At 58.9% G+C, this 23,057-nt stretch carries 20 protein-coding genes and 5 pseudogenes; 14 read left to right on the forward strand and 11 right to left on the reverse strand.

Going from position 1 to position 23,057, the window contains the following annotated elements:
* Positions 1 to 427 precede the first annotated feature (427 nt).
* The 4 genes from JCM15831_RS09150 (at position 428) to spt (ending at position 4,961) form a co-directional block, all read left to right on the forward strand.
* Positions 428 to 1,558 (forward strand): CDP-glycerol glycerophosphotransferase family protein, encoded by a 1,131-nt coding sequence (locus JCM15831_RS09150; protein ID WP_025824042.1) that lies wholly within the window; start codon positions 428 to 430, stop codon positions 1,556 to 1,558.
* Positions 1,559 to 1,637: 79 nt separating this feature from the next.
* Positions 1,638 to 3,377, forward strand: coding sequence for a fatty acyl-AMP ligase (locus JCM15831_RS09155; protein ID WP_025824043.1), 1,740 nt, complete (start codon positions 1,638 to 1,640; stop codon positions 3,375 to 3,377).
* Positions 3,378 to 3,510: 133 nt separating this feature from the next.
* A complete protein-coding gene (locus JCM15831_RS09160) occupies positions 3,511 to 3,771 on the forward strand; it encodes an acyl carrier protein (protein ID WP_025824044.1) in 261 nt (86 codons plus the stop codon).
* Positions 3,768 to 4,961, forward strand: a complete 1,194-nt coding sequence (spt, locus tag JCM15831_RS09165; RefSeq protein ID WP_025824045.1) for a serine palmitoyltransferase — start codon at positions 3,768 to 3,770, stop codon at positions 4,959 to 4,961. Before JCM15831_RS09160 ends, spt begins: the two co-directional genes overlap by 4 nt.
* 85 nt (positions 4,962 to 5,046) lie before the next feature.
* Here spt and JCM15831_RS09170 read toward each other — a convergent pair whose 3' ends face one another.
* Positions 5,047 to 5,991 (reverse strand): hypothetical protein, encoded by a 945-nt coding sequence (locus JCM15831_RS09170; RefSeq protein ID WP_025824046.1) that lies wholly within the window; start codon positions 5,989 to 5,991, stop codon positions 5,047 to 5,049.
* The gene (locus JCM15831_RS09175) at positions 5,984 to 6,943 is read right to left on the reverse strand and encodes a diacylglycerol/lipid kinase family protein (protein ID WP_025824047.1); all 960 of its coding nucleotides are present in this window, start codon (positions 6,941 to 6,943) and stop codon (positions 5,984 to 5,986) included. The genes JCM15831_RS09170 and JCM15831_RS09175 overlap by 8 nt, the downstream gene beginning before the upstream one ends.
* Before the next feature lie 247 nt (positions 6,944 to 7,190).
* Between JCM15831_RS09175 and JCM15831_RS21020 the strand changes: the two genes are divergently transcribed.
* From JCM15831_RS21020 to JCM15831_RS09205, 7 genes and pseudogenes are all read left to right on the forward strand, one after another.
* Positions 7,191 to 7,931, forward strand: a complete 741-nt coding sequence (locus JCM15831_RS21020) for a metallophosphoesterase family protein (protein ID WP_198024289.1) — start codon at positions 7,191 to 7,193, stop codon at positions 7,929 to 7,931.
* Positions 7,932 to 8,010: 79 nt separating this feature from the next.
* The gene (locus tag JCM15831_RS09185) at positions 8,011 to 9,201 is read left to right on the forward strand and encodes an LptF/LptG family permease (RefSeq protein WP_051528441.1); all 1,191 of its coding nucleotides are present in this window, start codon (positions 8,011 to 8,013) and stop codon (positions 9,199 to 9,201) included.
* Positions 9,198 to 9,905, forward strand: a complete 708-nt coding sequence (locus JCM15831_RS23355; protein WP_051528420.1) for an LptF/LptG family permease — start codon at positions 9,198 to 9,200, stop codon at positions 9,903 to 9,905. The genes JCM15831_RS09185 and JCM15831_RS23355 overlap by 4 nt, the downstream gene beginning before the upstream one ends.
* Before the next feature lie 38 nt (positions 9,906 to 9,943).
* Entirely contained in the window at positions 9,944 to 10,291 is a 348-nt protein-coding gene (locus JCM15831_RS23360; protein WP_156938809.1) for an LptF/LptG family permease, read from the forward strand.
* Positions 10,292 to 10,395: 104 nt separating this feature from the next.
* Positions 10,396 to 11,114, forward strand: a pseudogene (locus JCM15831_RS17930) (sterol desaturase family protein).
* Complete coding sequence (locus tag JCM15831_RS09200; protein ID WP_025824050.1) at positions 11,111 to 11,869, forward strand: nucleotidyltransferase family protein; 759 nt, start codon at positions 11,111 to 11,113, stop codon at positions 11,867 to 11,869. Before JCM15831_RS17930 ends, JCM15831_RS09200 begins: the two are co-directional and overlap by 4 nt.
* A complete protein-coding gene (locus JCM15831_RS09205; RefSeq protein ID WP_025824051.1) occupies positions 11,866 to 12,996 on the forward strand; it encodes a glycosyltransferase family 4 protein in 1,131 nt (376 codons plus the stop codon). Before JCM15831_RS09200 ends, JCM15831_RS09205 begins: the two co-directional genes overlap by 4 nt.
* On the opposite strand, the gene JCM15831_RS21495 is transcribed toward JCM15831_RS09205, so the two are convergent.
* The gene (locus JCM15831_RS21495) at positions 12,913 to 13,239 is read right to left on the reverse strand and encodes a hypothetical protein (RefSeq protein WP_156938810.1); all 327 of its coding nucleotides are present in this window, start codon (positions 13,237 to 13,239) and stop codon (positions 12,913 to 12,915) included. The two genes, JCM15831_RS09205 and JCM15831_RS21495, sit on opposite strands and share 84 nt — an antisense overlap.
* Positions 13,240 to 13,391: 152 nt before the next feature.
* Between JCM15831_RS21495 and JCM15831_RS17935 the strand changes: the two are divergent.
* From JCM15831_RS17935 to JCM15831_RS17940, 3 genes and pseudogenes are all read left to right on the forward strand, one after another.
* Positions 13,392 to 13,840: pseudogene (locus tag JCM15831_RS17935) on the forward strand (MmcB family DNA repair protein).
* Positions 13,841 to 13,851: 11 nt separating this feature from the next.
* Entirely contained in the window at positions 13,852 to 14,646 is a 795-nt protein-coding gene (locus JCM15831_RS09220; protein WP_025824053.1) for an inositol monophosphatase family protein, read from the forward strand.
* A 116-nt stretch (positions 14,647 to 14,762) separates the two neighbouring features.
* Positions 14,763 to 15,648 (forward strand): annotated as a pseudogene (locus JCM15831_RS17940) (lipid-binding SYLF domain-containing protein).
* A 50-nt stretch (positions 15,649 to 15,698) separates the two neighbouring features.
* Here the strand turns inward: JCM15831_RS17940 and mltG are convergent.
* From mltG to JCM15831_RS09265, 8 genes and pseudogenes are all read right to left on the reverse strand, one after another.
* Positions 15,699 to 16,729, reverse strand: a pseudogene (gene mltG / locus JCM15831_RS17945) (endolytic transglycosylase MltG).
* A 16-nt stretch (positions 16,730 to 16,745) separates the two neighbouring features.
* Positions 16,746 to 18,008, reverse strand: a complete 1,263-nt coding sequence (gene fabF / locus JCM15831_RS09235; RefSeq protein ID WP_373277630.1) for a beta-ketoacyl-ACP synthase II — start codon at positions 18,006 to 18,008, stop codon at positions 16,746 to 16,748.
* 169 nt (positions 18,009 to 18,177) lie between these two features.
* A complete protein-coding gene (locus tag JCM15831_RS21025) occupies positions 18,178 to 18,417 on the reverse strand; it encodes an acyl carrier protein (RefSeq protein ID WP_023978090.1) in 240 nt (79 codons plus the stop codon).
* A gap of 240 nt (positions 18,418 to 18,657) precedes the next feature.
* A pseudogene (gene fabG / locus JCM15831_RS17950) lies at positions 18,658 to 19,397 on the reverse strand (3-oxoacyl-[acyl-carrier-protein] reductase).
* 19 nt (positions 19,398 to 19,416) lie between these two features.
* Positions 19,417 to 20,388, reverse strand: coding sequence for an ACP S-malonyltransferase (gene fabD / locus JCM15831_RS09250; RefSeq protein ID WP_025824055.1), 972 nt, complete (start codon positions 20,386 to 20,388; stop codon positions 19,417 to 19,419).
* A gap of 75 nt (positions 20,389 to 20,463) precedes the next feature.
* Entirely contained in the window at positions 20,464 to 21,006 is a 543-nt protein-coding gene (locus tag JCM15831_RS09255; protein ID WP_156938811.1) for a hypothetical protein, read from the reverse strand.
* Between the two features lie 217 nt (positions 21,007 to 21,223).
* Complete coding sequence (locus JCM15831_RS09260) at positions 21,224 to 22,102, reverse strand: class I SAM-dependent methyltransferase (protein ID WP_025824057.1); 879 nt, start codon at positions 22,100 to 22,102, stop codon at positions 21,224 to 21,226.
* Positions 22,103 to 22,273: 171 nt separating this feature from the next.
* Entirely contained in the window at positions 22,274 to 22,996 is a 723-nt protein-coding gene (locus JCM15831_RS09265) for a glycine betaine ABC transporter substrate-binding protein (RefSeq protein ID WP_025824058.1), read from the reverse strand.
* Positions 22,997 to 23,057 lie beyond the last annotated feature (61 nt).

A 23,057-nucleotide genomic window follows, 5' to 3' on the forward strand; every position in this document is an offset into this window, starting at 1 on the left:
ACAGAAGGATGTCTTTTTTCACTCAGCAGGATCAGGCCTGCAAAGAAGTGTCATAAATCGTGTGTTGTCGGCGTGCACTGGAAGTGACCAATTCAGGCATCGCCTGCGCGTGTCACGGAGCCGTGACCACATTAATGCCTGAATGTTCCGTGAAAGTGGCGGCAGTCATCATTGTAGAACACTGCAGAAGTGGATTCGATTGCAAAAAATTTAGCCCACCATTCATCACGTTTCCGACGCGCTCCCTTGTATCTTCAAGGATAAAGCACAAAAAACGGCGCCAGGATTCGAGATTACTCAATTGCGTTGATCGCCCTACATAGTTCGATTGGGTGACACTGAGAGAGACGAGGCAAAGGACGTGAACACATTCCTGGTGACGCATTCCGTTACCACGCAGCAGACGGATGGCTGATCCTAGATCATGATGAAGATAGCTTTTCCTTACATCGCGCAGCCGCATCAGACCCTGCATTCATTGCCTATCGCCATGGAAATTGCTTCGCGTCACACCGATACGGAGGTTCATGTCGCCTGCACGACTGAAGCCCATCTCGATTACGCAAAGACTCTGAGCGCCCTCTACCCTCAGGCCAGAGCACGCTTCGATCTGCTCAAAATGCCAGAGATTCTACGTCGTCGTATCGAGCACTCGGGGCCGGGCGTTCTTGGTAAACTGGCAAGCCTGTTCTTCAATCGCGATTATTTCTCGCGCTTTGAAGCGATCGTCGTTCCGGAAAGAACGTCTCTTTATTTACGCCGCATGGGTATCCACAAGCCAAGACTGATCTGGACGCGCCATGGCGCAGGGGATCGTGCGATCGGCTTTGCTCGCGACGTCAAGGAATTCGATTTCGTCCTCCTCTCGGGCAAAAAGATCGAAGAGCGTCTTCTCTCTCAAGGGGCGATCAGTCCCGGCCGTTATTACCGGGGCTCCTATGCTAAATTCGACATTGTCAGGCGTATGACGCGTACACGGTCCGCACTCTTCGACAACGACCGACCCATCGTCCTCTATAATCCCCATTTTTCGTCCAAACTGTCATCCTGGCCTTTGATGGGCGAACAGGTTCTTCAGTATTTTGCTAATCAGGACAGATACAACCTCATCTTCGCTCCACATTATCGGCTCTTCGACAAGCACCGCGTTGAGGGCGAGCAACTTGTCAGGCGCTTTGCTCATCTCGACCACATCCTGATCGATCCGGGCAGCCCTCGCAGCATAGACATGACTTACACCATGGCTGCGGATCTCTATCTGGGAGATGTCAGCTCTCAGGTTGCCGAGTTCCTCGTGCGCCCCCGGCCTTGCGTGTTCCTCAATGCGCACCATGTTACGTGGGAATCAGACCGGAATTACCACTTCTGGAACCTCGGTCAGGTGATCGACAATCCCGACGCCTTGACGCAGGTGCTCGAGACCGCCGTAACAAAACATGACGATTTTCTTGAGGCGCAGCGCCAATATATACTAGAGACCTTCGAATTCAGCGATGACGGCCCGACTGCACCAGGAGCAGCCGATGCGATCGTCGATTATCTTCGTAGCGCCGCCTAAACCCATACGCAGGGATCAGCTCGGGATTGCTCCGGTTTCCCCACCCTGCCAGATCGAAAAGCAGAGCAGACTCATCACTATGACGCCTCACGAAACGCCTGTTCCAACAGCATCGAACCAGAAGCGCCGCCATGGCGACTTCCCGACGTTCAGTGCTGCCCTCGATTATGCGGCTGAGGGAACGGCGGGGTTCAACATCTATAACGGCCGCGGACAGCTTCTCGAGGCTCTTCCTTACGCCGTTCTGCGTACGCAGGCACTGGACACCGCACATCGCCTCCTCTCCGCCGGACTTAAAGTGGGGGATCGCGTTGCAATCGTCGCCGAAAGCGACGGAGACTTTGCGCGCATCTTTTTTGGATGCCAGTACGCGGGTCTAGTCCCAGCTCCCCTGCCCCTCCCGATCGCGTTCGGCGGACGTGAAGCTTACACCGGGACACTTCGCGGCATGATTGAGGCGTCTGGCGCCCGCGCCGTGATCGTTCCTGAGCTGATCGGTTCCTGGACGGCTGAAATCGTCGAAGGGCTGGATCTCGCATTCGGCGGCTCTCCAGCCGAGCTTCTGGCGATCTCCCCAGGCGATCAGACGCTTCCGGTTATCAGTCCTGACGATCTTTCCTATCTTCAGTTCTCGTCCGGAAGCACACGTTTCCCGATGGGTGTTGCCGTTACACAGGCGGCTGGCATGGCCAATGCCCGCGCGATCGCGCGAGATGGACTGAAGGTCAGAGAAACGGGAGATCGTTGTGTCTCCTGGCTGCCGCTCTATCATGACATGGGGCTTGTCGGGTTCTTCCTGACGCCGTTGACCTGCCAGTTGACGGTCGATCTGCTGCCGACCCGAGAATTTGCGCGACGTCCTCATGTCTGGCTTGACCTGATCAGCCGAAACCGCGGAACAATCGCTTACAGCCCCTCTTTCGGCTATGAGCTCTGCGCACGCCGTCCGATCGCTGGCGACCTCGACCTCTCTCATTGGCGCATCGCTGGTATCGGCGGAGATATGATCCGCCACCATATTCTCGAAGCCTTTTCTGAGCGCTTCGCGGCCAATGGGTTTGACCGACGCGCTTTTGTCGCGAGTTACGGCATGGCTGAAGCCACACTCGCCATCAGCTTTGCCCCTCTCGACACGGGAATCGTGACGGACACGATCGATCTACGGGCCCTCGAGAAGGAGGGGGTTGCCCACCCCTCCAACGATCCCTCGCAGGCTCTGCGCACATTCGTCCTCTGCGGCGTGGCCCTGCCAGAACACGACGTGCAGGTACGGGACGCCGAAGGCGCTTTGAAAGCCAACCGCCATGTCGGCATGGTTTATGTCCGCGGCCCCAGCCTGATGCGCGGGTATTTTGGGCGCGATAGCGAGACAGCAGAGGTACTCGACGAGCAGGGTTGGCTGAATACCGGCGACCTTGGCTACATGCTTGACGGTCAGGTCGTCATCACGGGCCGCGCGAAAGACCTCATCATCATCAACGGTCGCAACATCTGGCCCCAGGATCTCGAATGGTCCGCTGAGCACGAAATTGCCTCGCTTCGTTCACGTGACGTGGCTGTGTTTGCCGTTGAGGAAGAAGCGGGCGAACGCGTTGTGGCTCTGGTCCAGTGCCGTGCGACGAATGAGGACGACCGAGCCACGCTGCGCGACGAGACCATGGGTCTTTTCCGCCGTCAGCATGGCGTTGACGTCGATGTCATTCTGGTGCCGCCTCACACCTTGCCACAAACCTCTTCTGGCAAACTGACACGCGCGAGGGCGAAGGCCATGCTTCTTGCGGGTCAGTTTGAAGCTTCATCGGATCACAGGGCGGCCTGACCCGCTCCTGAAAAAGGAGTTGCCGGTTCGGAAAACCCCCGACAGCGCGGTCTGGTCATAAGGAACGCGCTGTCGCATAAGTCCCTATCAGATGGCGTTCTGCGCCTGAATACATTGTCTCGGAGACCCAGCAATGACCGATACGGTCGCCTCCATCACCTCGATGATTATCGAAAAGCTGCTCGCCAATCCGAAAGTCCCCCGCGACATCACGGGCGATAGCAAGATTGTGGAAGATCTGGCTTTCGACTCCCTGGCAGTCATGAATTTCGTGATGGAGATTGAAGACGAACTCGACGTCTCCGTGCCTCTCGACAGACTCGCCGATATCCGGACGATCAGTGACCTTGCTGTTTGTCTTGCCGCACTCAAGGCGGATGGTCACACCTCGTGACCGATATCTTTGCTAAATATGCGGGGCTCAAGACAGCGGCTGCTGGTCTGACCGCCCACTCGCCTCGCAACCCTTTCGGGGTCGTGATCGATTACCCCGTTTCGGCAACGGTCGGTCTTATCGAGGGACGCGAGACCCTGCTCTTCGGCACCAACAACTATCTCGGGTTGAGCCAGTCGACAGCCGCTGCTGAGGCTGCCATCGAGACCGTGCGTCGCGAGGGTGTCGGCACGACCGGTTCGCGTATCGCCAATGGCACCTATTCGCTTCATCGCCGTCTGGAAGCGCGCCTGGCTGAAGTCTTCCGCCGCCGCCACTGCATGATCTTCTCGACCGGGTATCAGGCCAATCTCGGCGCCATTTCTGCGCTAGCGGGCAAGGATGACGTCCTCCTTCTCGATGCAGACAGTCATGCCAGCATCTATGACGCGAGCCGTCTGGGCTACGCTCAGGTCATCCGCTTTCGTCATAACGACCCTGCCGATCTCGATCGCCGTCTTTCGCGGCTGAAGGATCATCAGGGTGCCAAGCTGGTTGTCGTCGAGGGGATCTATTCCATGACCGGCAACGTCGCTCCCATGCGCGAATTTGCTGAAGTCAAAAAAAAGCACGGCGCCTATCTCCTTGCGGACGAAGCACATTCCTTCGGTGTCCTCGGCGAGAATGGCCGCGGCGTTGCCGAGCGTGACGGCTGTGAAGAAGACGTCGATTTTGTCGTCGGCACGTTCTCGAAGAGCCTGGGGACAGTCGGCGGTTACTGCGTCTCCAATCTCGACGGGCTCGAACTGATCCGCCTGTGCTCGCGGCCCTATATGTTCACCGCCTCACTGCCGCCCGAGATTATCGCATCGACCCTTGCGGCGCTCGATGAGATGCAGGCCCGCCCTGAACTGCGCAAGCAGCTCTACGCCAATGCCGAGCAGCTCAATCGTGGACTCCATGCCCTCGGCCTGAACACCAGTGCTCATGTGAGCCCTGTCGTGGCCGTCACGCTCGAAACCATCGAGCAGGCCCTCGCATTTTGGAACCGACTGCTCGATCTCGGGGTCTATGTAAACCTGTCTCTGCCCCCGGCGACGCCGGACCAGCGCCCCCTTTTGCGCTGCTCTGTAATGGCTGTGCATACATCAGAAGAAATAGACAAAACACTTGCAGTCTTCGCTCAGGCCAAACAGGAAATCCTCGGCTAAAGTCACCGAGGCAATCCAATAAAAAAGGCGACAGGTCTGCAAACCTGTCGCCTTTTTTGTTTCGTACCCTCTGATCCGTGACCCGTTAGCGTCGCATGCCGCGCAGGAAAATGACCCGTGCCCGCCAGAGGAGAACGGGCAGGCATATAAGCGGGTGACGCGCCTCAAAGGCGGAAAGATGGAGAGAAAAACCGCTATGACGCTCGATTTTCCAGGCAAGGTAGCGCGCGCCGTCGCGGAAGGTGAACGAGGCCTTGATGAGACGGGCAATATTACGCCACCGCCCCTGTCGCGCCATGCGATCCCAGCGTTTCTGCGCCCTTGAACGCTGTCTCTCGCTCAATCGCGGCGCAAGCAGTCCCTCGGTCTCGGTAAAGACAAGACCGGCACTCAGCCAGGCATCCGCCGTCAAGGCGGCATAGCGCGCCTCCTGACCTTGCATAATCACAGAACCACGCCCCGATCGCTCGACACGCAATTCGGCGCGATAGGTCCGCCGAAACAACGCCTGCCACCACTCGTCAGGCGTGTGGGCTCCGTTTTCCAGACGTGCAGCCCAGCCCGCTGCGGTCACGACACAACGCCGGATGACTTCCAGACAGGAATCAGCTGCGCCTGGGTCACGCACCCAGACAAGTCGCACCGGCTGGCAAAATCTTGCCCACAACGTTGTATCGTTCGAGCGAGGGGATGCAGCCGCTCTGAATTGCGCAAGTGTCAGCACGGCGATTTTGGCGCGCAGAGTTTGCCCTTCGACCTCTTCCTCAACGTAGTAAACATTCGGGGGAAGAAGACGATTGCCCAGCCTCAGCAAGGCCGGGCCGCGCCAGTCTGAGAGCGTGTCGAGAACAATGTAGAAATCGAAGAGACCTTCAGGGTCGAACTGCCGCAGCCCGGAACCGTAGAACAGCACCGCGAGAGGCTTTCCCCCCTCAATGATCTTCGCAACCAGCACATGGAGGCGATGATCGATCGGTGTGGTCAGTTCCGAGATCAGCAGGCCATCGAGCCGTTGCTCCGCCTCAATCATGAATGAACCCAAATTCCGGCCCTTCCGAAAGAAGAACACGATGGCTCGAACCAGGTGAAAAACACTCACCATCGAGTACGAAGTCGCCCTTGCATGTAAGCAAAATACTCTGCGCACGGCCACTCGTGTAAGTGGTGCTCTCTCGTATCCAGGCTGGAGCACGGCCACGGAGCAACGCCCATGTCGCCTGCAACAGACGCTCCGGATGATCGGCAACATGCAGATAATGCAATCCGACGTCTTTTGCCTTGCCCGTGTTCCAGAACGGCCAGCTACCAAGATTGAGCTTCAGCAAGGCCGTCGAGAGGAACATAAAGCTGCGGCCATCGACCACGGTTACGCCATCGGTCTCCAGCGTGAGTTCGTCGCCTGCCAGCCAGGTCTCTCGCTGACGACGCCAGAGCAGGCTCCCGAAAGCGCCGATCAATGTTGCCGCCACGGCAAGATTATGGGGTGCATAGCGCAAGACATGAGGAGAATGCGCTATGGCAATTGCCCGCGCATAGCCTGAGCTGCCTTGAAACATGCCCAGACGCGTCTCATGCCCACCATCTGGCCAGCTGACTTTCAGCGGCCGTCGGCGCGTACGTGGCAGGATCTCGCTATTACGCGCCAATTGCTGCAAAGCCTCGGTTCCACGGCGCGAGAAACCGAGATCCTGAGCAATCAGATTGGTATTTCCAGACGGGAAAATGGCGATATCGGGAAGCGCATCTGCCGGATAAGTACGGGCGATTGCCGTCATCACGTCACTTACCGTGCCATCCCCGCCATTGACGGCAATGACTCGCACGTCACGTCGCGCAAGCTCGGCCACCATCTCCTGCATTTCGTCATGCGACGAAGGGACCAGAAACCCGTCACCAAGCAGTTGGCTCGCCTGACGTGCGAATTTTTTACCATCCCGTCGGTTTCTGCGACTACGCGGGTTATGGATCAAGGCTAGGCGCACGGCAGTATCATTTATGTTACGGTTATCCCTTAAGCCCGACGGAACATCCGGGGTCCGCCTTGCGCGGCGCCATAGCATGACTTAGGCAGCGGGACCAGAAACCGATTGGTCATTTTTGGATTTTGCCCATGAGGTCTCCGAGTTTGCCGTAAGGAAGAGAGAGGTAAATGACCCTGACCGACACCGCGCCGGTGGTTCTCGCCCATCTTTCCGACGTGCATCTTGCTCTCCCTTCGCCCTTACCTTCGTGGCGGCATTTCCTGAACAAGCGAGCCTCAGCGTCGCTTCCTGGAAGCGTCACCGCGTTCATCATCATCTCCCTGCGCTTGCCGATGCGGTACGGGAGGATATTGCTCAGGACGGGCCGGATCTGATCCTCAATACCGGCGATCTCACCAATTTCGGTCTGCCCGCAGAATTTGCAAATGCAAAATCCTGGCTCGCAACCCTGACCCGCCCCTGTCTGGTCGTTCCGGGCAACCACGATGCCATGGTCCGCGAGTCCTGGGCTGAGACCGGTGCCCACTGGGCGCACTGGATGGAGGGCCGGAGAGACACGTCGTTCCCTTACTGTCGGACAGAGCGCGGTCTCGCATTTATCGGAGTCAACAGCGCCATCCCGACGCCGCCCTTCATGGCCTGTGGCCGCGTGGGGAAAGCCCAACGAGACTGTCTGGAAGAAATTCTCGACGCAACCCGCGACCACGCGCGGGTGATCATGATCCATCACCCTCCCCGGTCAGGACTCGTTCCCTGGCGAAAATCCCTCCTCGACCTGAAAGAAGTCGCCGCGATTATCGTTCGGCATGGCGCCGCATGGTGCTACACGGACACTCTCATGATGCCACGCTCTCGACTGTGCCGGGCAGTTCCATCCCGCTTATTGGCGTGCCATCAGCTTCCTTGCAGTCTTCCCGACCCTGGCGCCAGAGTGGCTGGAACCGGATCGCGATCACTCGTGAGAACTCGGGATGGGAGATCGACCTGAAAACGCGGCAGTTTACACAGGAACAGGGGTGGCGTTGCAGCCGCCATCGGCGTTGGCTTGTGCGCGACGGACAAAGCTGATGCGTCTTCCGCATTTTCCGACCCTCGATCGCTATCTACTCGCCCAGTTGCTTCCCCCGTTCTTCGTCTCTCTCGGCGCCGTGCTCGCCGCCCTGTTGCTGGAGCGCCTGCTCGTCCTGTTCGACGACCTTGCCGCGGAAGGCAGCTCGATTGCGACGCTCGTCTCCCTGTTGACGGATTTGCTGCCTCATTATCTCGGCCTTGCTCTACCCGCAGCCCTATGCGTCAGCGTGTTCCTGATCATCCGAAGAATGAGCGATAACAACGAAATCGACGCTCTCATGGCGAGCGGTGTCTCGCTCATGCGAATAGCACGGCCTTATATGTGGTCCGGCGTGCTCCTAGGCTTTGGCAGTATCCTCCTCTACGGCTACATCCAGCCCGTCGCGCGGTACGATTTCCGCTCCGGGTTCTATTATGCAGCGCATTCCGGCTGGGCTCCGCATCTTCAGGCGGGCATGTTCGCCACAACATCCGGAGACTCGATGCTTACCGCCGATCGGGTCAGCCGCAACGGCACGGTGCTCCATGAAGTTTTCATTCGGCAGCGCGAACCCAATGGGGCGGTCAGGATCATCACCGCACATCGCGGACTCGTCACATCCGTTCCCTCTCTGAAGCAGACGCGGCTCGATCTGTGGGACGGACTGATCGTGTATGATCCGCGTGACGACAGTCACAAGGCGACCCAGACGCGCTTTTCCCACAGCATGAGATCTTTCGATCAGAGCCACGACACTGCCGCCTTTCGAACGAGAGGGATCGATGAGCGCGAGCTGACCCTCGTCGAACTGGCGACCCGGCTCGATGCATCGCATCAGTCAGATACGGAGCATAACGACCATATGATCACCCGATCGAGTCTCAGGGCAGAGCTCGATTTTCGCCTGGCGCGCGCACTGGCCATCCCGTTTATCCCACCCCTGGCCGTTGCGCTCGCAATTGGTGCCAAGAGACGGCGGCCGATCATCGGACTGATCGCCCTCGCCATCATTCTGATCGGCTTCGATCACACACTTCAATTCGGCCATGGTCTCATCGCAACAGGACGCATGAAGGGATTTTACGCCATCTGGCTGCCTGAAATCCTCTTCTGCTCTCTCTGCCTCGGGTCAATTTTCAGACGCTCGCGTGGTTCCTGGCGGCGTCGCAAAGCGATCCCCCTCAACAGACCGGCACAAGCGTCATGACACAAGCCATGACGAGGCAGTCGGTCCTGCGAGGCTATCTCACACGATCCTTTCTGAGCCGTGCCCTGATATGCGGCGCAATACTTGTATCGATGCTCGAGATCCTCGGACTTCTGGAAATGACGACCCCGATCCTGGAGCGTCATCTTGGCGCTCTGGGTATCGTGCGATACGCGTGTCTGCGTCTTCCCAGCCTGATTGTTCAGACTCTTCCGCTCAGCACACTGATCGGCGCCCTCTTCCTGCTGATGCAGATGACACTCAGCAGCGAGATCGCCAGTCTGCGCGCAGCAGGTCTTTCAACACGGCGTCTGCTGGTCCTGTTGCTGCCCTCTATCGGGTTCATCAGTCTCGCCGGCATCGCGACCCAAGAGTTTGTGGCGCCACGCACCGAGCTCGCCCTGGCCAGATGGTGGAACGCCACCGATCCGCACTCGGCGGAAAAGGGTGACGGGTTCTGGTTCCATGCCGCTGGCAATGTCGTGCATATCGACAGCTTCAGCGATGGGGGACGACGCATTTCGAAATTGTCCCTGTATCATCGTGTTCCCGGAGGCGATCTCGTCGCAGCTGATACCGCACCCGAGCTGATCTACGACCCTGCGAAAGGATGGCAGGCTAAAGAAGTCCGTAGCCTCGCCCTCAAAAGCAACCGGGTCGAGATCGAGCATCTGGCAACGTCACGCTGCTCCCTGCAAGTGTGACGCCCGATACGCTCATTCAGCTCTCTCAAAGCTATCCCATGCTGTCATTTTGGTCTCTTCGGGCCATTTTGCATCACGGCGCCGCATCGAGCCTGCCAAAAGCGACTTATCGCATGGCGCTCTTTGCCCCGTTCACGCTTCCCATCTCGCTTTGTGCGATGCTGTTCCTTGCGCTGCCCGTCATCTATATTCCCCCCCGCACGGGTGCACGCAGTCTGCTACCTGTCGCGACGCTGGCTGCCGGTTTTGGTTTCATCATACTCCAAGGCCTGATACAGGCTCTGGGCAATGCTGGAACCTTGCCCGCATTAATTGCCGTCATGGCGCCCCCCGCTCTGGCATTCCTCCTCGGAGGGGCGTGGATAGTAAAAATGGAAGAGAGATGAGCGTGCCAGATTCTGATCAATCCGAAGGCTTCTGGAAAGCCTTCCGGAATGCCTGGAAGAACCAGGGCTCCCTCCGTACAGGTAGAAGCTTCGACCTCGGCAAGATGAGTCTTCCCCAACTCTGGATGGCTTTTCTTACCTACCCGACGATCCTGCTCTACTTTGCCCTGCTCATGATCGCCACCGGCTTTGCAATTGCCCTGAAGCCGGCCGTCGTCCCGACACTCATCACCATCGGCTCGTGGTCTTCGTCTACCCCTTCGCCTGGTACGCCATACACCGCTTCATTCTTCACGGACGCTGGCTGTACCGAAATCCGCTTACGGCTTCTCTCTGGAAGCGCGTCCATTTCGACCACCATCAGGACCCGCATCTCCTTGATGTGCTGTTCGGCTCCCCGCTCAATACGCTCCCGACGATCGCGATCATCGTCATGCCCATCGGCTGGGCGATCGGGGGCGCCAGCGCAGCCTTCACGGCGCTCTCGACCGGACTGGTCATGACGTGCATCTACGAGTTCTTTCACTGCATCCAGCATCTGGCCTACAAGCCGCGCTGGGCCTGGGTTGCCAAGATCAAGCAGCTGCATGTTCTGCATCACTTCCACGATGAAGACGGCAATTACGGCATCACCAACTACGCTGCCGACCGTCTTTTTGGCAGCTTCTACAAGGATGCGCGGGCACGCGTGCGAAGCGCGCATGTGTTCGATCTGGGTTACGATCTTGAAGAAGCAAAGCGCTATCCCTGGGTCATGAAATGCACGGGTGCGCCTCCGAAGCAGCGCCCTGATGGCGCAAGACCTGGCAGCCGCGCACGGTGAACCTTCCCGCTCTGGTTCTTGCCGGGTCGCGCGACGGCGCGCAGGATCCGCTTGCTGTGCTCGGTGGGGTCGCTCACAAGGCTCTACTTCCTGTCGCGGGACGCCCGATGATCGACCGCGTCCTCGAGACGCTCGCTCAGACATCCGGTATCGGTCCGGTCTATATCAGTATCGAAACTCCTGAAGCGCTCGATACTCTCGACCGGTCTTTCTCCTGCCTGCCAACAGCAAAAGGACCAAGTGGCAGCGTCGCCCTTGCTCTCGAGGCAGTTGGCACGCCTCTTCTGATCACAACCGCCGATCATCCGTTGCTGCAATCAGACTGGATCATCGACTTCGTGCGTGACGCCGAGGCAGCCGGTTGTGATCTTGCCGTCGGAATCGCCTCGCGCAGCGTGATCGAGCGCGACGTACCCGGCACAAAACGCACTTACATCCCGCTTGCCGATCTCGCTTTCTCGGGCTGCAATCTTTTCCTGCTTCGCTCACCCAGGGCGAAAGCAATCGTTACCCTTTGGCAGAACCTCGAGCGCGACCGCAAACACCCTCTCAGGATGGCGCGCACGCTGGGCTTTGGTATTCTTTTACGCGCGCTCTTCAAACGTCTGTCGAGCGAGGCCCTGACAGCTCGCATCCATAAATTGACCGGTGCCACCGTCAAACTGGTAGAGATCGAAAACGGACGTGCCGCCGTTGATGTGGACAAGCCAGCGGATCTGACCCTGGTAGAGACCCTTCTGGCGCAGCATCCATGAAAATTGCCTACGTCATCAACTCGGTGGAAGGTGGAGGGGCTGCCCTTCCTGTTCCTGCCATCACTCAGGTGATGCGGGAGAACGGTCATGAGGTGATCGTGCTCGCCCTCGCCCGACGCGACGGCCGGGCGATCAAGCCGATGATTCAGGCGGGGCTGACAGTGCATGTGCGCGAGGGAAACCGCAAAGATCATCTCTCGGCTCTCGCCTGGCTCAATCGCGAGATCGCCGAACAGAAACCGGACCTCATCTGGACGTCTCTGACGCGGGCCACGCTACTCGGACAGCTCGTCGGCCTTCGTCAGCGTCTTCCTGTCGTCAGCTGGCAACATTCCGCACGCCTCAAGCCAGCCAATGCCCGCCTGCTGCGTCTGATGCGGGGGAGGTCATGCCTCTGGATTGCTGACTCCAGCTGCGTCGAACTCGAAACGGAGCGCAAGCTCGGCCTGACACCGAAAAAACTGACCTGCTGGCCCATCTTTCGCGCCAGCGACAGCTTTCCTGTGGCCCTCCCCTGGTCAGAGGCCAGACCGATCCGCATCGGCAGCCTCGGCCGGCTTCACCCGGTCAAGGGCTATGACGTGCTTTGCGATGCCGTGCGTTTTCTGGGAAAAATTGACGGACTCCCGGAATACGAAATCCACATTGCTGGCGAGGGTGAGGAACGCGACCGCCTCGCAGCCATGATCACAAGGGATTCGCTACCGATCGTCCTTGATGGCTATAACGCCGACCCCAAGGAGTTTCTCTCCACTCTGCAGATCTATGTGCAGCCCTCGCATTGGGAGGGGCTCTGCCTTGCCGCCCATGAAGCGCTGCTTTGCGGGGTCCCCGTCATTGCGTCCGAGGCTGGAGAACTGCCCCATACGATCACGGATGCCTGTGGGAGGATTGTGCCCCCCAAGGACCCGGAAGCGCTGGCTCTGGCCCTGGCCGATCTGCTGCGCCAGCCTGAGCGTCTCGCTGCCATGGGAAATGTCGGGCGGGAACGGGTGCTGTCACGTTTCGACGCCGCGTCTTTCGATCGACGCGGCGCCGAGATTCTAGCGCGCCTCGAACGCATTCTCCGACCGCGCCTGCGTAAGATGGCCCGAAAGGCGAAAATCCATCTGGGCCAGAAAGACTGAGGCGACAAGCAGCAGGATCCAGACCATACGCGGCGCCGCATGTCGCTCAAGCAAGGCTGCTGCGCCAAAAGCAGCCAGCGTCAGAACATCGAGCCCGAACCGAAAACGTTCATCGAGATGACCGCAGATCACGCCCAGAATGAACAGTATTGCGCCCATTCCGGCGCAACTCAGGGCCTTCTCACGGCGCATCCAGATGAGGACACGCGTAACCCGGTCCGATGTATTGCGTTGAGCAGGCAAAAGGTTCTCCCGAATACAGAGGATAGTGTTTTGGCGATGAGTAACGGCAAGTGAGTGACCCGCAAAGTCCCGAACCGGTAAATCCTGACCTGGACACCGCAAAAACCGCCCTTTTAGGCCTTCCGGAAACGCAATTTGCCATCAGACGAGCCGTGCTCGGACTGGCCCGCAGCCTGAACTGGGCCTGTCTCAATGAGTTCTCCCTGCCTGCGGCAAGCCGGCGCGCGACATTATGGCTCTGACACCGGATGGACTGCTCCATTGCATCGAGATCAAGTCGGGCGTGCGCGATTTTCTGACTGACCGAAAATGGCCGGACTATCGCGCGTGGTGTGACCGCCTGTATTTTGCCGTCGATCAGAACTTTCCCCGAGACCTGATCCCCGAAGAATGCGGGCTCTTCATCGCACATGTGACAGAGGGACCCTCAACTATTGTGCCTGAATGTGCCATGATCCGTGAAAGCCCGCTTGCCAAACTGGCGGCGGCTCGTCGGAAGACCCTGGTGCAGCTTTTCGGGCATACTGCCGCTCTGCGCCTGATGGCACTCGAAGATCCCGCCATGACCGCATCCCTCCGAGCGGCTCGACGCGTCGAATAAGGAAGATCTCCATGACCGATCAACGCCTCATCGCCCAGCGCCTTGAAGTTGCCCGTGCCGTCGTCGCCGACGCTGCCGCCTTGGCCATGACCATGAGACCGCCGCCGGGGGGGCCTGTAGGAACCACCAAGGGCCTACAGGATTATGTGACCGAAGCGGACATGGCGGTTGAGACACTTGTCTCGAAACGCATCGAAGCCCTCTTTCCTGAAGATGGCTTCATGGGAGAGGAAGGCGGGCGTCAACGTGAGGGAGGCCTGACCTGGGTGATCGATCCAATCGATGGCACATCCAACTACGCGCGCGGCCGCGAACGCTGGTGCGTCTCCCTCGGATTGATGGATGGGGACGTCCCGGTTGCCGGCGTCATCAATGCCCCTGCCCTCGGTGAAATCTACACAGCTCAACGAGGCGTCGGTGCCTGGATGAACGGCAAAAAACTTACGGCCTCCCCCGTATCCGACCCGAAAAGTGCCATGGTCGAGATGGGCTGGAGTGCGAAGGTCTCGCCAGCTACCTATGCTCATTACGTCAAAGCCTTTCTGGAGCTCGGCATCGCTCCGCGCACAGGCGCTTGTGGTGCTCTAGCACTGGCTGATGTCGCGTCAGGACGCTCCGACGGGTATCTTGAGATCGCCATCAATCTCTGGGACGTTGCGGCCGCCCTGGTGATGATCGAAGAGAGCGGTGCCCGCGTCTCGCCCTTCCTCAAAGATGGGGGGCTCACTGGCGGTATCCGCATTCTGGCAGCAGCGCCCGGCGTGGCCGAGCAGATTGCCGAGGCATCCGGCATGTCTCTCACCTGACTTCGGCGACCAGCCTCTGTGAGGTAACGCCCTCATAACCATTGTCACGCCATAATCATCCATCAGAAGCGGAACGTCTTCCCTCCTGATGGTTCCAGCTACGAGGCCCTTAATCCATGGTTTCACTTTCGCGCCGACTTGCTGCCTCGACGCTCATCTCGACACTCTGTCTTGCGTCTGCACTGACGGTCTCCCCGGCTCAGGCTGGTTCAAAGCAGCAGACCCTCGTCGATAGGGCGACGCTCGCCGTGCAGGATATTTTTCAGGGCACAACACCGAGTTCCCGCGCGCAGCGCTATCTTGCCAACACGCGCGGTCATGGTCTGCCCCTCGGTCTTTCGCATGTCGATCGTCTTCGGCGGCGCTGGCGGAGGGTGTCTTCTTCTCTCGCGTGACGCCCGGGGATCGTGGTCCGATCCAGCATTCTACACGCTGAGCTCCGCCTCAATGGGATTGCAGCTCGGTGTCGAGAGCTCCGAACTGATGTTTTTCGTGATGTCGGATCGTGGCCTTCAGGCTCTGCTGGATAGCCAGTTCAAATTCGCTGCCGGCGCCTCTGCCTCGTTCGCCAATATGGGAAGCGGGATCGAAAGCGGTTCGGCAGGGGCGTCGAACACGGATATTCTTGCCCTGCAAAAATCCTCTGGTCTTTTTGCCGGAGCGGCTCTGGGCGGCTCCAAGCTCACAGTCGACAGCTCGGGCAATCGTGCTTTCTACAACCAGCCCGTCGGCCCAGAAGATATCGTCATCGCGATGCGGGTCAATAATACGGGCGCAGATCCACTTCGCCGCGTCCTGATGCAGGTCGTGCAGCAGCAGGGGAGCCCTTCGCAAGGCGTGACAACGGGAAGCACTGTCGGTGCGACATCAGGAGCTGCCGCACAAGGCGCCGATACTTCTGTCGGCAACAGCCCCTATCCCTCGAATTACGACAGCAGCAAGTCGTTCACAGGTCAGTCTCATGGCGCTGTGACAAGCGAGTCGCTCTCCGCACCCAGATAACCTCAGGCGCCGAATAGGGAGGCGACAGGTTTCCCTCTCTCTTAAGCGTATCAGTGGTTATGGTAGGCCGGGCCGCTTTTCTCTGAGCCAATAGGGGCGGCCTGAGCGGAATGAGAAGAGCGGAGAGCTCTGAGCGCAGCTACACTTCGATTATGCTCTCGAAGATCCTGCGTGAATTTGTGTCTGCCGGCGCCGTCAGCCACAAAATAGAGCATGTTCCCCGCAGCAGGATGGGCGACAGCCTTGAGCGAAGCCAGACCGGGCGAGCAGATCGGTCCCGGCGGCAAACCGTCAATCTCATAGGTATTATGCGGGCTGGACCTGTGCAGCTCGTCATGCGTCAGACTGTGATCCAGTATCCCCACCCCGTCGCTTAGATCGTAAATTGCTGTCGGATCGGATTGCAGCTTCATGCCTTGAGCGAGGCGATTGAGGAAGACACGAGCACTTCGGGCCGCTCCACATCATTGCCGGTTTCGCGCTCGACGATCGAAGCAAGGATCAGCATCTCTTTCGGGGATTTCAGAACTGAGTCCGGCTCCCGCTCTCCCCAAACCCTCGCAAGCGTCTCGTCCATGAGATGTTCAAGACGATGAACGATCTGGGCTCGAGGTGCTCCCCGTTCGAAAGAGAGGGTCTGAGGCAGCATGGCCCCCTCCTCTATTTTCGGTGTCGGGCCAGTCAGCAAAGGGTTCTGATTGAGGATCTCCGTCATCTGACGGGCGGTGAGACCCTCGGCAAGGGTCAAATGATGGCTGACGGGCACTCCATGACGCAGGATCGCCAGAACATCGAGAGGCGAACACTCCGCCGGAAAATGCAATTCCGCCGCATGGAGGAGGCCCTGAGAAGCCGTCAGTCTCGTTAGGAGCTGAAACTGCTTTTCTGCGAGAATTCCCTGAGGGAGGATCTTTGCAATGCCCAGATCATGCGAGATCCGAGCGGTACTGCCACGTGGCACGACATAATCGATGGAGGCGGCCAGCGGGCCGGGCCGGTGGGCAAACTGCCAGAAAGAGATACCGGCCCCAGCTGCAGCGAAGGCGCAAAGCAGAATCAGGGCAAGAATAAAGCGCTTCATGCCCCGATCCTGTCGATCAGATTCCCTTGACGATCAGGCTGGCATTAGTGCCACCGAAACCGAAGCTGTTCGACAGGGCGATATTGATCTTGCGCTGCTGGGCTTCATGAGCCACGCGATCGATAACGCTTTCGCGCGCGGGATTATCGAGATTGAGCGTCGGCGGGGCGACGTTATCGCGAATGGCAAGCATCGAGAACATTGCCTCGACCGAACCTGCGGCGCCGAGCAGATGACCCGTCGCCGATTTGGTGGACGACATCGCCACGCGTTTCGCGTCGTTCCCGAAGAAGCGCTCAACCGCATCGAGTTCGAGGTCATCGGCCATGGTCGACGTGCCATGCGCGTTGACGTAATCGATATCGGCGGGCGTGATCCCGGCTGAACGCAGGGCAGCGGTCATGGCCCGGAACGCACCTTCATGCCCCTCTGCAGGAGCCGTGATGTGATGCGCGTCTCCCGAAAGGCCATACCCGATGATTTCGCCGTAGATCTTGGCACCACGAGCCTTCGCATGCTCGTATTCCTCAAGAACGACAATGCCGGAGCCTTCGCCCATAACGAAGCCGTCACGGTCGCGATCCCAAGGCCGCGAGGCTTTCTCGGGTGTGTCGTTGAAGCTGGTGGAGAGCGCACGAGCCGAGGAGAACCCTGCGATACCCAGCGAGCAGACCGCTGCTTCGGCACCACCGGCAACCATCACATCGGCATCGCCGAGCATGATCAGGCGTGTCGCGTCACCGATCGCGTGCACACCGGTCGCACACGCCGTCACCGCAGAGTGGTTCGGGCCCTTGAAGCCGTAGCGAATGGAAACATGACCTGAGATCAGGTTGATCAGAGCCGAAGGAATGAAGAAGGGCGACAGGCGACGGGCCTTGCCGCTCGCAACCGTCAATGACGCTTCATAAATGGTCTGAAGACCGCCGATCCCGGATCCGATCATCACGCCGGTGGCGCAACGCTCTTCTTCGGTTTCAGGCTTCCAGCCCGAATCCTCGACGGCCTGAATGGCAGCCGCCATGCCGAGATGGATGAAACGATCCATCTTCTTCTGGTCCTTCGTCGGGACCCAGTCTGCAAGCGTCAGGCCGCCTTCTGCCGTCGGACCTTCCGGAACCTCACCCGCCACCTGGGCAGGGAGATCACTCGGATCGAAGCAGGAAATGCGACCGATGCCGGTCTGACCGGCGATCAAACGCTGCCAGGACTGTTCCACGCCCACCGCCAGTGGCGTGACAAGCCCCATACCGGTGACGACGACGCGTCTTTCTTTCATTGCCGATAGGTTTGCCATCATGGGCGGACGAAGCTCCAGTCATAAGGGCCAGCTCCCGGCGGGCTGCCATGAGGGAGCGGCTGTAAATCTCGTCGTAACTCCCGGCTCCGCCAACAGGGGAGCCGGAGAAAGATCAATGCATCGGGCCAGATTGCCCGATGCAGCCGGATCAGGCGGCCTTCTGCTTTTCGATGTAGTCGATAGCATCCTTGACGGTTGCGATCTTCTCAGCGGCGTCTTCAGGAATTTCAACGCTGAAAGCTTCTTCGAACGCCATGACCAGCTCAACGGTGTCGAGGCTGTCTGCGCCGAGGTCGTCGATGAAGGAAGCGTCAGGGGTTACCTTGCTCTCTTCAACGCCGAGATGCTCAACAACGATTTTCTTAACCTTATCGGCGATTTCGCTCATCTGTTCTGGCTTCCTGTCTGCCCGATATTCGGGCTGTTCGAATCTGTTTACCATCCGTCTGGTCGCCCATACGGTCCCCGTCTTTACTCCAGAGTCGACGATTGCCGCCAGATCTCTGAATCGCGGACCGAAGTTCGGGCCCCGGCGGGCCTAGACGCCCACGCTTCGGACGAAGCAGCGGGCGCTTAACATGATTTTACCCCACACGCCAAGCTTTGCGTTTTTCAGGGCAAAGCGCCCTTAGGGCATTGCCATGCCGCCATTGACGTTCATGGTCATCCCGGTCACCCATCCAGCCTCTTCAGAGGCAAGATAAACAACCGCTGAAGCGATGTCTTCCGGCTTGCCCATACGACCGAGCGGAATGGAGCCGAGAAGCTTTTCGCGCTGCGCGTCGGGCAGGACAGCGTCATGGCCGTCTCCACGAAACCGGGCGCAATGACGTTGACCGTCACACCGCGTGAGCCGACTTCCTGAGCGAGGGATTTGGTCATTCCGATCATTCCGGCCTTGGCGGCGGAGTAATTGGCCTGACCGCCATTTCCCGTCACACCGACGATCGAGGCGATATTGATCACGCGTCCGCTACGGCGGCGCAGCATGCCCTTCAGCGCGGCACGACAGAGACGGAAAGGCGATTCCAGATCCACCGTCATGACCTGTGACCAATCCTCATCCTTCATGCGGATAATCAGACCGTCGCGTGTCAGACCGGCGTTATTGACGAGAATATCCAGCGGCTTGCCCAGCAGGGCCTCGGCCTTGCCAACAAGAGCATCCGCTTCTTCAGCGCTCGACAGATTGGCGGCACAGACATGCACTCGTTCTCCAAGGGTCGCCGCCACCTCGACCAAAGCCGCTTCACGCGTGCCGGACAGAACGAGCTCGGCGCCCTGCGCATGGAGCGCGCGTGCAATCGCTGCCCCCAATCCGCCGGAAGCACCCGTTACCAGTGCCGTTTTGCCTTCAAGACTGAACATCGTTGTTTTCTCCACGCTTTCAGAGGTCACGCAGCAGCGCCTCAATTTCTTCGGGTGTGCCAGCATTGCGCGCCGTCATGTCAGGCACGATACGCCGCGCCAGCCCGGTCAGAACCTTGCCGGCACCCAGTTCGATCTGGGAGGTCACGCCCATGGCGGCCATGGCCTGCACACTCTCCCGCCAGCGGACCGACCCCGTCACCTGACGGACCAGCAAATCGGGAATACGCGTCGCGTCGGTATTCTTGGCTGCCGTGACATTGGCAATGACGGGGATCGCCGGTGTCGCGATCTCGGCCTTTGCAAGCGCTTCGGCCATGCGATCGGCTGCGGCCCCCATCAGAGACGAATGAAACGGTGCGGAAACGGGCAGCAGCACCGCGCGCTTGACGCCTTTTGTCTTGGCAAGAGCAATGGCGCGCTCAATCGCGGACAGGCGACCCGAAATCACGATCTGACCGCCACCGTTGTCATTGGCCAGCTCGATCGTCTCCTGGCGCTCGGCCTCACCCTCGATCGCGACGCGTGCCGCTTCGGTGCAGATTTCCTGAGCCAGATCGGCGTCGACACCCAAAAGCGCCGCCATGCCCCCCTCGCCTGCCGGGACAGCTTCCTGCATGGCAAGGCCGCGCAAACGCAACAGACGAGCCGTCTGAGCGATCCCAAGCGCACCCGCCGCCGCAAGTGCCGAATATTCGCCGAGCGAATGTCCCGCAACAACGGTCGCCTTGTCAGCGAGCTTGAACCCGCCTTCAGCTTCGAGCACACGCACCGTCGCCAGAGAGACGGCCATCAGCGCAGGCTGGGCGTTTTCGGTACGGGTCAGCTCTGCCGTGTCGCCGGTAAAGATCAGTTTCGACAGATGCTCTTCAAGCGCATCGTCGACCTCCTGAAACACCTCCCGCGCCACTGAAAACGCCTCGTAAAGGCCCAACCCCATGCCGACAGACTGGCTGCCCTGCCCTGGGAACACGAATGCATGCACTGACATCAGTTCTTTTCTCACCCCAACCTTGCGCAGATATGGGACGGGTGATGGCGGAGGCAACGCGCCGCTGTCAAATTGTTACTTGCGCCTGAGTGCCCCATGAAGCGGGAAAGGCAGATGCATCACGATCCGGACGAAAGGGGCACTGGCCCTGAAGACGGCATCCCGCCTGTAATCCTGAGGGCGAAACACAAAGCGGTATGGCGCTGTTCCCTGGTTATCGACCAGAAGATGCGACGCTCCATCCTGTACCACCTCGAAACGGCTACCCGGTGCGATATCCACAGCAAGCTTGTGCGTGTCTGGTAAAAGCAGGGCAATCAAATACCCGCCTTCATCCTCGATGCACCGGTCCAGCAACCCGAGCCAGTGACGCGCCTGCGCCTGCGTAAAAACCGCCTTGTCCTGAGGCGTCACCGAAAAGAAGAACCCGATACGGAGCGTTTCATCCGATTTCAGCCGCGCATAGAGCGTCGGATTTTCCATCCAGAGCCCCGCATCTCTCGGAAAAACGATATCGCTGCCCGGCTCCGGGATCAGACGGATGGTCTCATTCCCTCGCCGCATCATGAGCCCCGATCCAAAACCGGGGCGGTCGCCAGGCTCGATCTTTGCCGCCATGTGCAAAGTCAGCCCTTCCCGATCAGGGGCCGGGAACGAGTCAAAACGCCTAAAAACTCTCTCCAGCTGTTGATAACGGGCCGAGAGAGGCATCATCGCCTGACCCGCAACATCGATGGTTTCTGTCCTGGCCGTAAGAGAGGCTGAGCCCCAGCGCTGTCAGGCACGCCACTGACGAAGAACAGTAAAAGGCCAATCAGGTAACAGCTGCGCATCATCAATCCAGTTTTTGCAGAACGATGAAAACCTGCGGGACCCGCGATGGATCATCGAGAAATTCGATCATTCTGAAAAGATGCCCCCATTTCTGGGCGATATAGGCGCGCGGGATGATGGCTTCTCCGTAATGCGCCCCAGGATGAGGCCTTTTAACCGGCGTCGCATGCAGGAAACGCCCGGCATCGTAGCGGGCGTTGGCCCGAGCCTCATCGACAAAACTATCCGCGCAGATCTCGTGCCATCCATGATCGAGCCGGATGCCAGAAGCGCGACGCAGTCGCTGCTCGGCGCAAAAAGCAATAAAGCGACGACTTTGCGTCGTGATGATCGCCAATCCGCCCGGACGCAGCAGGCGATGAAACTCATGGATCCACAACCCGGCAATGAACTCATCGAGATGCGAGAAGACCGAAAAGGCGACAATCAGATCGAAATAGCCGGAGCCAACCACGACAGGAGGGGCCAGCCCGCCTGACAGAAACGTCAAGGCCGGATTACACCGCCGCGCCTCCATCAAAAAGCGGGACGTGGAATCGATGCCGAAAAGATGTTCGGGGCGAACGTCTTTCATGAAGAACCGCAGAATACGTCCCCAGCCGCATCCGAAATCCAGCACCTTCGTTTCGGCTGTGACGGGCCTGCCTGCATATCGGCAATAAGCCTTGATTTCACGAAAGAACATGAAGGCTTCGTGCAGCGAGACTTCACCAGAATGGCCGTGAATTTCGCTCTGGAGCGCAGGGTCAGGAAAACTCGGCATCCTGACCCGCTCGATCTCCGGCATCCGAAGGGACGCGACCAGTAACTGTAGCCACGCCTCGTCATCGAAGAGCTTGAACCTCTCATGGAGGTCAGAGGCATCTGGAAGAGAGGACATCACCCGCCTAATTCGAAACCGAAAAGGCGGTCTTTATAATATAGATGTCCTTATTTTGGAAATTTATAGACCTATACCAGAAATCCTTCAGAACTCATTCAGTCTATTCGAGAATCGAGTCGGTTTTTACATGATCTGAAGAGCAATTTCCGCATCATGCCCAAGCTGCGCTCAGCGAGAGACGAGACGCCCGCGCTGCCACGCTTCTGCGGCCTCCTCCGGATCCATGCCATCAACCTGAATGGCGTAGTCCAGTGCGCTCATCACCTTGTTGCCCAAAGTCATTTCGGACAGCTCATCGAGCATGTCCTGATCGGCACAGGCGGCGACCGCTTCACGGACCAGAAGAGAGGCTTCCATCTCTTCTGACAGACGCGGATCGATGACCGCCTGAAACGCGTCGTCATTAAAGAGCGCATGGGGCTGCGCCAGAAAAACAAGCGCGCGCTTTCCCACAGAACGGGCAGTCTGAACGGTTTCATAGAGCGCATCATCGTCGCACACGGTCTGGGCAAGACCAGAGATGCCCGGCAGATCGGCAAGCAAGGACTGTGCCTGCGCCGCATCGGAACGCCCGACAATCACTGTTTCAAGCCCATCGGCAGCCGAGATTTCCGCCAGAGGGGGAAGCGCGTCAAAACTCGCCCAGCCGTAGACGGGGCGATAAAGTGTACCCAGCACGCGCATGCCATGCTGCAGCAACTCTGCATCACGCGGAAGCCAGGCGGAAACCAGAAGGTCGATTGCGCCCTCTTCGAGCAGCCCGGTCACTTCGTCCGCATCGGCATCGACGAACTCTACCTCGACCTCATGCGCGTCAAGAACGCGGGCTACCGCGCTGGCACAGCCAGCATGCAGGGCGTTACGCAAATGGCCCAGAGAGATCGTGGTCATGGAGCATCCTTCAGAATACGAAGATCAGGCGAATGGCCTGTGTTCGATCACTTCAGCACCG

Origin of the sequence: Asaia astilbis JCM 15831 (assembly GCF_000613845.1) — a bacterium.
In the GTDB taxonomy this organism is placed as follows: Bacteria; Pseudomonadota; Alphaproteobacteria; order Acetobacterales; family Acetobacteraceae; genus Asaia; species Asaia astilbis.